This window comes from Pontibacter chitinilyticus (assembly GCF_039748935.1).
Classification (GTDB): Bacteria; Bacteroidota; Bacteroidia; order Cytophagales; family Hymenobacteraceae; genus Pontibacter; species Pontibacter chitinilyticus.
This window is the reverse complement of record NZ_JBDIZJ010000001.1, coordinates 208,390-219,566: the sequence shown is the minus strand read 5'-3', so window position 1 is coordinate 219,566 and position 11,177 is coordinate 208,390. Positions and strand designations below refer to the sequence as shown.

At 53.1% G+C, this 11,177-nt stretch carries 6 protein-coding genes; all 6 read right to left on the bottom strand.

The window, feature by feature from the left end; all coding sequences use genetic code 11:
• Positions 1-198: 198 nt before the first annotated feature.
• A complete protein-coding gene (locus tag ABDW72_RS00865; protein WP_347156543.1) occupies positions 199-2,163 on the bottom strand; it encodes a glycoside hydrolase family 127 protein in 1,965 nt (654 codons plus the stop codon).
• 126 nt (positions 2,164-2,289) lie between these two features.
• Entirely contained in the window at positions 2,290-4,680 is a 2,391-nt protein-coding gene (locus tag ABDW72_RS00860) for a beta-L-arabinofuranosidase domain-containing protein (RefSeq protein WP_347156542.1), read from the bottom strand.
• Between the two features lie 122 nt (positions 4,681-4,802).
• A complete protein-coding gene (locus ABDW72_RS00855; RefSeq protein ID WP_347156541.1) occupies positions 4,803-7,019 on the bottom strand; it encodes a S9 family peptidase in 2,217 nt (738 codons plus the stop codon).
• A gap of 9 nt (positions 7,020-7,028) precedes the next feature.
• On the bottom strand, positions 7,029-8,807 hold the full coding sequence (locus ABDW72_RS00850) for a DUF885 family protein (RefSeq protein ID WP_347156540.1): 1,779 nt from the start codon (positions 8,805-8,807) through the stop codon (positions 7,029-7,031).
• A 56-nt stretch (positions 8,808-8,863) separates the two neighbouring features.
• Positions 8,864-10,165, bottom strand: coding sequence for an NAD(P)/FAD-dependent oxidoreductase (locus tag ABDW72_RS00845; RefSeq protein ID WP_347156539.1), 1,302 nt, complete (start codon positions 10,163-10,165; stop codon positions 8,864-8,866).
• Positions 10,166-10,167: 2 nt separating this feature from the next.
• Positions 10,168-11,169, bottom strand: a complete 1,002-nt coding sequence (locus tag ABDW72_RS00840) for a 4-hydroxyproline epimerase (protein ID WP_347156538.1) — start codon at positions 11,167-11,169, stop codon at positions 10,168-10,170.
• Between the last annotated feature and the right edge of the window lie 8 nt (positions 11,170-11,177).

Genomic DNA, 11,177 nt, shown 5'->3' with positions numbered 1-11,177 from the left:
CCTCACCTGTAGCCCTAAATAGTACGGGTAGCAACAGTCCTGCATCACAACACATCTCAAAGCTTCCGAGGCTTACCAGATCGCCCTCATACTTTGTAGTAAGCACAGCAGAGTTGAACAATGGACACCGGTTAAACACATGAAAGCCGACCCAAGGGCCGGCTTTCATGTGTTTAACCGCCTGCTTTGTAGCTCAGGTTAATAATTCAGCTTCACATCATTAATTTTGGTGGGCAGCCATACCTGCATCGGGCTCTTGCCCCGGTTCGCCCAGGTATAGTAAGGGATGGCCGTAATGGTTTGCTTCCCGGTAGAAACCGACAGGTTATCATCCGAAACCATCACCACCGGTACTTCCGCTTTCAGCGTTACGATGCCGTGCAGCATGTCTTTATCGTAGTTTGCCTGGAAAGTGGTACTCTCGGGCACTACCATGTTCCAGGCATGGCTGTTATTGTCGACGCCTTCCACACAATACACCAACGGTCCTCTTTGCAGAGCAATCCTGTTGTTGTTATACTCCAGGCTGTCTTTAGAGATGATCTTTTTTACTTCCATCGGGAAATTCAGCTCCACCTGGTCGCCTTTCTTCCATTTCCTGTCGATCACCGCATATCCCTTCTCCATTTTGTAAGGTACTTTTTTGCCGTTCAGCATAATGGTATAGTTGGCTGGTGCCGCGTCAGAGAAATGATAGAGGTCGCCGGGAACCGGCTGCCCCTGCACCCATCCGGGAATCCGCAGATGAAGCGCCGATTGGGTAGCAGTAGCCGGGTTGAGTGTTAAGCTGATCTTCCCGTCCCAGGGGTAGTTCGTCTTCATCGCCACCGGTATCTGCTTTTTGCCGACATCAAATGTGGTTTGGCTTCCTACATACAGGTTCACCCACATCCCTTTGTCGGACTGTGCATAGACGTAATTTCCGAGCGAGGCAATTAACCGGGATATATTGGCGGGGCAGCAGGCGGTGCCAAACCACTCGCTGCGCTGCCTCTGCCCCAGCGAAGCCAGCGGGTTGCCATAGAAGAAGCGGTCGCCGCTGAGCGAAAGGCCATCCAGCGCACCGTTGTACAGGCTCCGTTCCAGCACGTCGATATACTTGCTGTCACCGGTCAGGTTGTTCATGCGCTGATTCCAGAAAACCATGCCCACCGAGGCACAGGTTTCGGCGTAGGCCCGCTCATTGGGCAGGTCATAATCCTTAGAAAAGCCTTCGTTGCTGCCGGAAGAGCCGATACCGCCGGTGATGTACATGTTGCGGTAGACGACATCCTCCCATACATCCTTCATGGCGTGCAGGTAGTCTTTATCGCCGGTCAGGGCGGCTACGTCGGCAGCGCCGGTATACATATACATGGCACGTACGGCATGCCCGGTGATCTGCTTCTGCTGTTTCACGGGCACCACATCCTGGGCATAGGCCGTATCTTTCCACTCCGTCCAGGTATAGCCTTTAGCCAGTTGATGGCCCCGCTCCGCCAGCAGCCAGTCGGCCATGTTCAGATACTTTTTGTTATTGGTGGTTTTGTAGAGCTTTACCAGCGCCAGTTCCAGTTCCTGGTGGCCGGTTACCCAGTCGCGCTTGCCCGGGCCGAAGAGGGAGGCAAAATGGTCAGCAAATTTAGTGGCGACATTCAGCAGCTTTTTCTTCCCGGTGGCATCGTAGTAGGCAACGGCAGCTTCAATCAAATGGCCACCATTGTAGTCCTCGTGCATGCTCATATCGGTCCAGCGCTTCTCCGGAAACTGCAGGGTATAATAAGTGTTGATATAGCCGTCCGGTTGCTGAGCTTTGGCTATGATATCGATCCACTGGTCCGCCTTCTGCTCCAGCGCAGGGTTTGGCTTATCCTTTAAAGAATAAGCGATTGCCTCCAGTGCCTTGTACACATCCGAGTCGTCGTAGAAGATCCCTTCGAATTTACCTTCTTTCAGGCCCGCCGCAATTTCAAAGTTGCGGATACGCGGTGTTTTCACTTCCGTCTGCTCAATACAAACGGGTATGGTGACAGTGGCCACCTGGTCGATGCGCGGTTTCCAGAAGGCATCTGTAATGGTAACTTTCGAGAAATTAACTGGTTGTAGCTCCCCGCTCGTGGTCTGCGCCAGGGCAGCAGAACTCAGTAGGGACACGATAACACATGAAACAGCTTTACTTTTCATCCTTTGTTTATAATTACGTTGCCTATACTTGCTAACAGGTAGCAGGAGAAAAACCGAAAGCAGCAGCGGTCCGGGTCTGCGAACACGCTGCGGCTTTATTGGAGCGTCTGTCCGTTGGGGCAGAAGTTATTTCTGAGAAGAACTGGTCGGGTCCTGCTCCTCCTGCACCATGCGGCAGCCATACACCGGGCCGGCACTGTTGTGCTCTTTGGCCTGCAGTTTTACCGTAACAGACTTTTTACCCTTTGTCAGCTCCTGCGGCACCGGATAAGAGATGTCGTAGAACTTGCTCTCTTTATACTTGTTCAGGTCTTCGGTGGCGATCTTCACCCCATCCACAAGTATGTCGAAATTCCGTCCGCGGTTATCCATGCCCCAGTAGGTAGCCATCAGCACATTTCGGGCATCCGGGGCAACTTTCATCTTAAAAGAAAGCGAACCGCCTTCTTCTGTTGACCGCCACTTTCGGTTATGATCTTCGCCGGTTGTGGTCTTTTCTCCGGTCAGCTCATGGTCCCGCTCCGGTTGCATTTCACCCACGCGCAGCATATCCACTGTGCGGGCTTCGAGCTCCTTCTGTTTCCTTTTCTCTTCCTCGTAAACCTTCTTCTGCGCCGCCCATCCTGACGGGCTGAACACATCCCAGTACACGGTATAAAATTCATTTTCTGTTTGATTGAAAGGAATAAGCTTTACATCGCCAGGCACGCCCACATTCGCTGTCTGGAAAAGGAGTTTGTCGTTGTTGATCCTTTTCACCCAGTTGTTGGTGTTGGTTTCGGTGGTTACCAGCACGGGTATTCCATTCACCGGCTCCGGCTCTGTATCGCCCAGCACCCCTGCCAGCAGCACCGGGCCGTAGAAAATAGCTTTCCTGTTTTTGTTATCAGGCATGGCTTCGGTATAGATACTGGCCGGTGCGGTGAGCTCTACCTGGTCGTTGTTCTTCCATTTCCTGTTCAGCACCAGGTAGCCCTGTGCATCGGCTGATGCCTGCTGCTCTTTGCCATTTACTTTTAGCTGTACCTGGTTGGACCAGTGCGGTTTGCGGATACGCAGGGGAAAAGCCACTGTCTTAGGCGTCGTGATGGTGAACAGCACCTTGTCGTTTGCCGGCAGCTTTGTTTCCTGCTTCACGGTAATGCCTTTCTCTTTCCAGTTCAATTCTGAGGGGATGAACAGGTTCACATACAGGCTGCCATCTTCTCCTCGGTAGTAAATGCTCTCGCCATACTTGACGTGGTTCTCCATGCCGGAACCCACACAGCAGGTAAAATCATCGTAGGGAGTACTATACTGCTTTTGCCCGCCCATGCGTAAGGGCACAAAATAGCACATCATGCCACTCGCATGGTTCTGCGAGGCCAGGATATGGTTATACAGCGCCTTCTCGTAATAGTCCATCAGGTCGGCCGAAGGCTCCAGGGCAAACAGGTGCCGCGTCAGCTTCAGCATGTTATAGGTGTTGCAGGTTTCGGTGGTGTTGTTGGTGAGCTTGTCGTTTAGCTTATCCGGGTCTCCCAGGTACTCATAGTTGCTGTTGCCGCCTGTTGCATACGAATGATCCTTTGTAACAGTGTTCCAGAAAAACCGGGCGATGGTGGCATCCTTCTGGTCGCCTGTCAGCTCATAGCGGCGGGCGCTGGCAATAACTTTGGGAATCTGGGTGTTGGAGTGCTTGCCCGGCAGTACGTCTTTTTTTACGGCAAGCGAGTCGAGGATGCGTTTGTCGTAAAAGCGATAAGAGAGATCGAGGTACTTTTTGTCTCCTGTCAGCGCATAGGTGTTTACCAGTGTCTCGGGCATGCCGCCATACTCACAGATAAGCATTTCCTGCATCTGCGGTTCGTTCAGGCCGCTTATTTCCTTCCCCGTCCAGTCGGCTAGGCCTTTCTCTACTTCCAGCGCCTTTTTGTTGTCAGTATATAGGTAAGCATCCAGCAAACCGGCCATTATTTTATGCACCGTATACCAGGGCGACCAGGCACCGTTCAGGTCGAAGCCTCTGGAACGGATATTCCCGCTCGCTACTTCTGCCCAAATTTTGTCTTCTTCCGGGATAGCTCCTAAATAACCGGTTTTGCGGGCTTTCTGGCACTCCGCCAGCTCATCCACAATGTAGTTGACGCGGTCGAGGAAGGCTTTATTGCCCGTGGAGGCATACTGCATGGCACAAGCCGATAAGTAATGCCCGAGCGAGTGCCCCGCCAAACCCGACGATTCCCAGCCGCCATACTTCTCGCCCTTCGGCTGTAAGCCGGCATGCGTGCGGAAATCTGCCAGCAGCCGGTCAGGCTCGATGCTCAGCAAATACTTGGCATCCACTTCCATGGCTTCCTTAAAAGGGCCGTCCAGCAGCTTTACATATTCCAGATCAAAGGGATACGCCTTTATTTCCACCGCCGGTTTTACCTTCATCTCCGCCTCCTGCCACTCCGGCACGTAAGACTGCGCCCCAGCTGCGCCTGCCAGGCAGAAAGAGCCAATCAACATAGGGAAAAACGTACATCTTTTCATATCAAGCTGTTTTAGTAATCACTTCAAATACTTTTTTTCATGGGTATGAGCCTGGGTATAAGTACCCGTTCTGCTCCCGGTAGAGCTGTTTAGTCCATCGCATCAAGGCTCCCACAAGCCAGCTAGCGTCCTCCCGGAGGGCAGTATTGCCGCAGGTAATTGGTATAAAGTGTAGACAAGTGTTCCTGCGTGCCTTCGCCTTCTGATATACTATGTGTGCGGTTAGGGTATGGCATCACCTGAAACTGCTTGTTATACTTGATCAGTTCGTTCAGCAGCATGTCAGCATTGTTGTAGTGTACATTATCGTCGCCGGTGCCGTGGATGTACAACAGGTGCCCCCGCAGGTTTTTTGCGTGCGTAATCGGTGAGCCCCGTACAAAGTCCTCCAGGTTTTCCTGCGGCAGCCCCATGTAGCGCTCCTGGTAAATGTTGTCGTAAGTCAGCTGATTGCCCACGGCCGCCACCGCGATGCCTGTTTTATAGATGTCCGGGTACTGGAAAAGCAGGTTTAAGGTGGTGGAGCCGCCGCCGCTCCATCCCCATACTGCCACCCGAGTGGTATCCACGTAAGGCAGTTTCAGGATCTCTCTGGCGGCTGCGGCCTGGTCCTGTATGTTCAGCACTCCGATTTTGCGGTAAATACTTTTCCGCCACTCGCGCCCCTTTGAGGCAGGCGTTCCCCTGCCATCTACCGATACATAGATATAGCCATCTTCGGCCATACTGCCTCTGTACAGGCCGTTCATCCCCGCACCATAGGTATCCAGCACCGTTTGCCCCGCAGGTTCTGTGTACACGTAGAACACAATCGGATACTTCTTGGTGGAGTCGAACGGCTCAGGCTTTGCCATCCAGGCATCCATCTCCACTCCATCGGCGGTTTTTACTTTAAAGAACCGGAGCGAAGGCGCCGATGTAGCAGCCTGTGCCAGAGCCTGGTCCACAGCACTGGTTCCGTTCAGTGCCTTATGCCGCGGCAGCGACACCCACTCTGAAACTGGCTTTGTATAATGGTTCGAGAAGCTGTGATAGCCATACTTGCCGCTCGGCGACAAAGTATAGTGGTGGGTGCCGGCCTCAGTTATAGGTGTCAGGCGTTCTGCCTTACCTTTCCCGTTCAGGCGCGTGCGGTACAGGTAAGCCTGCGTAGCATTGTTTGGCGAGGCCATGAAGTATATGTACCCTTCTGTCTCCTGCACCGCTACAATCTCCATTACGTCGTAGTTGCCTTTTGTCAGAAGCGTTTCTTTTTTGCCGTCGCGGCTGATGCGGTACAGGTGGCGCCATCCGTCTTTCTCACTGGCCCACAAAAACTCCCGGCCCTCCTGCAGCCAGTCCCAGCCACTGTCGTTATACTTGCTGTCCCAGGAAGGCAGAATGTCTATCCAGGCTTTATCATTCTCTGTGTATACCGGCTTTACCTGGCCGGTCGTGGCATTACAAAGAAAAAGTTTGCTTTCATTCTGTTTGCGGTTGAGTTGTTGCAGGATCAGTTCGTCTGCGTTGGCTGCCCAGGCCATACGGGGCACATAATGCTGCTGTGGATCGCCGGGCAGGTTCATCCAGCGGGTATTTTTTGTAGCTACCTCTACCACCCCGATCTTGTAAGGCGAGGGAGCCTCTCCGGCCACCGGGTATTCTACCGGATGCACTGTGGGATAAATGGAATCAGTGTCGTTAAAGAGCAGGTAATCTTTTACACCTGTGGCATCCAGTTGCCAGTAGGCAATCTTCCTGCTGTCCGGGCTCCAGCGAAACCCATCGCGGCAGCTAAATTCCTCTTCGTACGCCCAGTCGAAGGTGCCGTTTATCAGTTTCCGGCTGCCATCTGTTGTCAGCTGCTTCACTGTGCCATCCGCCAGATTCTCAACATAAATGTTATGGCCACTTACGTAGCCCACCTGCTTGCCATCCGGCGAAAACTTGGCAAACATCAGGGAAGAGGCAGGTAAGTTCTGTCCCAGCTTGCGCAGGCGTTGCCCGGCCAGGTCATACACCCAGTAGTCGCCTTTGGTATGAAGGCGCCATACTTTAACGGTGTTCGTAAAAAGCAGCAGCTTCTGCTTATCCTCCGAAAAAGAGAAATCCTGCACCTGGAGCGGCTCCGTTGCACCGGAAGGCACCAGCTTTTCGCGGGCAAGTATAAGCTGCTTGCTTTGGGCCGGCAGCGTATAAGTCACAATGCCTTCCGCTTCCTGCCGGGCATACGCATCGCCTGCTTTCATCCAGTAAATACCTTTTCCCTCCTGCGCAACTCCTGGCAGGGAAAAGAGCACCAACGGCAGCCAGATTAACAGGAGCCGGAGCAGTTTCAGGTAGTTTGGAGGTATTCTCATAAGTCCCGTTTATTTAACAGCTGCCCGGCCGTTCGCTGTAGTTGCAGAGGCTGCATCCATGTCATAAAACCGCCAGCTTGTTTTATAGTCTTTGGGGAGTTGCTGCTTAAGCAGTATCGCCCGTACCATTTCTACCGGAAGGCTATTTTCGTGCATCACGGCATCGTGGTATTGCTTGTAAGTCATTTTGCCGCTGTCTACCAATTCTTTTTTCAAGGCATAAAACTGCTGCCCGCCCATCATGTAGGCTACCTGGTATAAAGGGCCGTAGTGGCCTTCGAAGGAACGGCGCACTTCGCCTTCGGCATTAGCCCGCTCATGCCCCACCCGGTCTACCAGGAAGTCTATACATTGCTGCGGCGTCCATTTGCCCAGGTGGTAATTGAGCGAGAAGATGATACGGGCACAGCGGTGCATGCGCCAGAAAAGCATCCCCACCTTGTCCTCTGGCGATTGCGGGAAGCCTTGGTCCCAGAGCAGCATCTCCCAATACAGCGACCAGCCCTCTATCCAGAAAGGCGTGTAGAAATCGCGGTACGTTTTGTAGCGGTTGTTCATAAAACCTTCCAGGTGATGGCCCGCGATCAGCTCATGGTGCACGGTGGCCCGCGAGAAATGAGGGTTGTTGCCCCGCATACTCATCAGCTTGTCCGCCTGCGCCATCGTGCTGGTCGGGTAAGAGATGATCAGCGTTTCTCCTCCCAGAAAGAAGGGATTAACGAGCTGGCGCTCCGGCGTCATCATCTCCATGCGCCAGGTTTCTTCTGCCAATGGCGGAATAGTGATCAGGTCCTTTTGCTTGATAAAATCAACTGACTCGTTGTAGAGCTTCAGCATCGCTTCCGGCTGCTCTCCTTCCGGCACGTAAAAATTCTTCACCTGCTCCAGGGCACGGTGCCAGTCGTCGCCGAAGCCCATCTCATGCGAAGCTTTCAGCATTTCCTTATCGCACCAGGCAAACTCTTTGTTGGCAATCGTGATCAGCTCTTCCGGGGTGTAAGGGATCATTTCGTACTGCAGCTGCTTGATAAGCTCTTCCCTGCCGATGGGAAGACCAGCAATACCGCTGGCATCCGTCTTCTGGCCTTTGGCGGGCACGTTTCCCTTTTTCTCGGCCAGCGCGGCATAGCTTGTCAGTAGCGCATCTACCCGTTTATAAGGTTCCGGCACCCACCACGTAAAGCCCGGATTATAGTCGTAGTAGAACGTGTACACACTTTTCAGCCCCGCCTGCAGGTCATTGATGGTGTTCTGCAGTTTATAGGCAAGGTTCCTGTTCAGGAAAGGTTCTTTTTCCAGGGCTGCCTTTGCCGTAGTGATCTCTTTTTCGATGGCATTCAGTTCTGTAGCTATTTTCTTTCCGTCAGGTGTGAGGCCTCTTCTGCGGGGCTTTTCCAGCGCGTATACTTTCTCCGCAAACGGAATCCACTTGCTGATCTGGGCATACTCTTTGGAAGCGATATCGAGCAGACGCAGCTTATTTTCCAAGTCCCGTTTTGTCAGCAGGTAATCTACGCGGCTGCCTGTATTCATCGCGTCGTAATTCATGCGGCTGAGCTCCGGCAGGTACTGGTTGTAAAGCTCCTGAAACCGGGCTACCGTTTCCGGTGCATTCTTCATCAGGTAGAAACGGCTCAGGCTGCCTTCGTCAGCGTTTAACCGCACCATCAGTTCGCTTATATCGTCAGTTTGCCGGTAAGGTGCAGCCGTATCCTGCGCCTGAGCAACAGGTACAGCAAGCCCCAGCAACAGGAGAAACGAAACGAAGTAAGCAGTAGATAATTTCATATTGTAGGTCTGTATAGGTTAGAGGAGGCAAGTATCGGTTGCTTTGCCGCCGTTTGTCAGCTAACGGCTTTTATAGTATCAATCCGGGTAATTGCTCTGGAGCGTATTGCTTTGCTATACCTGTCAGGAGAAAAGGCATCGATGAGGAGAGGCTCTTTTCTGTTCAGGAGCTGCGCTGCGAGCACTTTGCCTGTAGCCGGCGCCAGGCTAATGCCCATCATACTATGGCCGGTGCCAAACAGTACATTATCCCAGCGTTCGGTAAAGCCAATGTAGGGCAGCCCGTCCGGGGAGCATGGCCGCAGACCGCTCCAGACCTCCTGCTGCGCCGGCATAGAGCACTGAAAACTGCCGTAGTACCTGCCCACCGCATCCTGAATGCCTTTTACCCGGTTCATATTGATCCGGTGGTTGGCCTCCGTTATTTCCATGGTACCCCCAAAACGCACCTTATCACCGTAAGGCGTAACGGCAACTTTTCCCTCTACCAAAATGGCGGGCAGCTGAATCGGGGGAACATTAGGTGCCACGAAACTATAGCCTTTGCCGCCGAGCATCGGCAGGTTCAGTTGTAATTTCCGGGCCACCTCGCCCGAGTGTGAGCCGGCACATACGATGACATAGTCTGCGGGCTGGTCGCCTTTATCTGTTAACACTGCCTTCACGGCCCTGCCGGAAAAAGAGAAATCGAGCACCTCAGTGTGCCGCATAATTTTCACCCCCTTCTCCTCCAGATGATGCAACAGAAAGTTGTTGAGCTTAGCCGGGTGCAGGTGTGCGTCGCCCGGAAAGTAAACGCCGCCCAGCACATCCATTTCCAGGTGCGGCTCCAGTTGCTGCACCTCCTCTCTTGAAAGCACATCGGCTTCCAGCCCGCTCTGTCGCGCCAGCTGAGCAAACGCCGTTTCCTCGTGTGCTGCTTCTTCCGTTTTGTACAGCATTAGCAGCCCTTTCTGCTCCAGGCCCAGGTCCACGGAGGGGTGTTGCTCGGCGATGCTGAGGTATAAGCTCTTGCTTAACAGGCTAAGGTTTTTCAGGTACGGAATGCTGTAGGCCACGTGCTTTTTGGTAGCTGCTTTATAAAAATGCAGGCACCACTCCATTAGCCTCCAGTTAAGCCTGGGATGAATGTAAAAAGGACTCGTAGCGGACAGCATCCACTTCAGCCCTTTCCCGATAATACCCGGCGAAGCCAGCGGCACAATATGGCTTGGCACGATCATACCTGCATTGCCGATGGAGCAGTTATCCGCCAGATCCCCTTTGTCCAGGATCGTAACCTCAAAGCCCTCCTCCGACAAATAATAAGCGGTAAACAACCCAATGATACCGCCGCCGATTATAACAACTCTGCTCATACTTAGATCACTTGAAATCCGTGTACATAAGGGTCTTCATCATCCAGAAAAATAGAATTGAGCCCTGTTACGATAGCCCATCCTTCTATTCCGGGCAGGATGGCCGGTTTGCCCGCCACTGTTGTTTCGCCTTCAATGGTGCCTTTAAAAATGGAGCCGATGTAGCTCTCGTGAATAAACTCCTGCCCCGGTTTCAACAGGCCCTTGGCATACCACTGCGCCATACGTGCCGAGGTGCCGGTGCCGCAGGGAGAGCGGTCAATGGCTTTGTCTCCGTAGAAAACTGCATTACGGGCGGTAGAGGTTGGCAGCAGGGTGTCTCCCGTCCAAAGGATGTGCGAAAGCCCCCTGATGGTTGGATTCTCCGGATGCTCAAACGTATACTTTTCATTCATGCGCTCTCGGATCACGCGGCTCCAGGCAATCAGCTTATCTGCTGTAAAGTTCTGCAGCCCAGGGAAGTTCTCCTGCGGATCGATGATGCCGTAAAAATTACCGCCATACGCGACATCTAGCGTCAGTTGCCCCAATTCCGGACACTCCACCGTCAGCTCTTCTGCTGCCAGGTACGAGGCCACATTGGTTAGCTTCACGGTCTTTACTTTCCGGCCTTCCTCTGTATAGCTCACTTTTACAAGCCCGGCCGGCGTTTCCAGGCGCAACTGCCCCGGTGTTTTGGGGGTGATCAGGCCTTCTTCCAGGGCAATGGTCACCGTACCAATGGTACCGTGGCCACACATGGGCAGGCATCCGCTAGTCTCGATGTACAGCACTGCAATATCGTTTTCAGGATCATGCGGTGGGTAAAGGATGCTGCCCGACATCATATCGTGGCCCCGGGGCTCAAACATGAGGCCTCTCCTGATCCAGTCATAGTCCTGCAAAAAATGCTGCCGCTTTTCGCTCATGTTTGCCCCCTGCAAAATGGGTCCTCCTCCGGCCACAAGCCGGACCGGGTTGCCGCAGGTGTGCGCATCAATGCAGAAAAATGTTTTTCGCGCCATAAAGGGTG

Coding starts and splice junctions, on each gene's coding strand:
- ABDW72_RS00855 (WP_347156541.1), bottom strand. CDS start 7,019: ATGAGAATACCTCCAAACTACCTGAAACTGCTCCGGCTCCTGTTAATC.
- ABDW72_RS00845 (WP_347156539.1), bottom strand. CDS start 10,165: ATGAGCAGAGTTGTTATAATCGGCGGCGGTATCATTGGGTTGTTTACC.
- ABDW72_RS00840 (WP_347156538.1), bottom strand. CDS start 11,169: ATGGCGCGAAAAACATTTTTCTGCATTGATGCGCACACCTGCGGCAAC.
- ABDW72_RS00850 (WP_347156540.1), bottom strand. CDS start 8,807: ATGAAATTATCTACTGCTTACTTCGTTTCGTTTCTCCTGTTGCTGGGG.
- ABDW72_RS00860 (WP_347156542.1), bottom strand. CDS start 4,680: ATGAAAAGATGTACGTTTTTCCCTATGTTGATTGGCTCTTTCTGCCTG.
- ABDW72_RS00865 (WP_347156543.1), bottom strand. CDS start 2,163: ATGAAAAGTAAAGCTGTTTCATGTGTTATCGTGTCCCTACTGAGTTCT.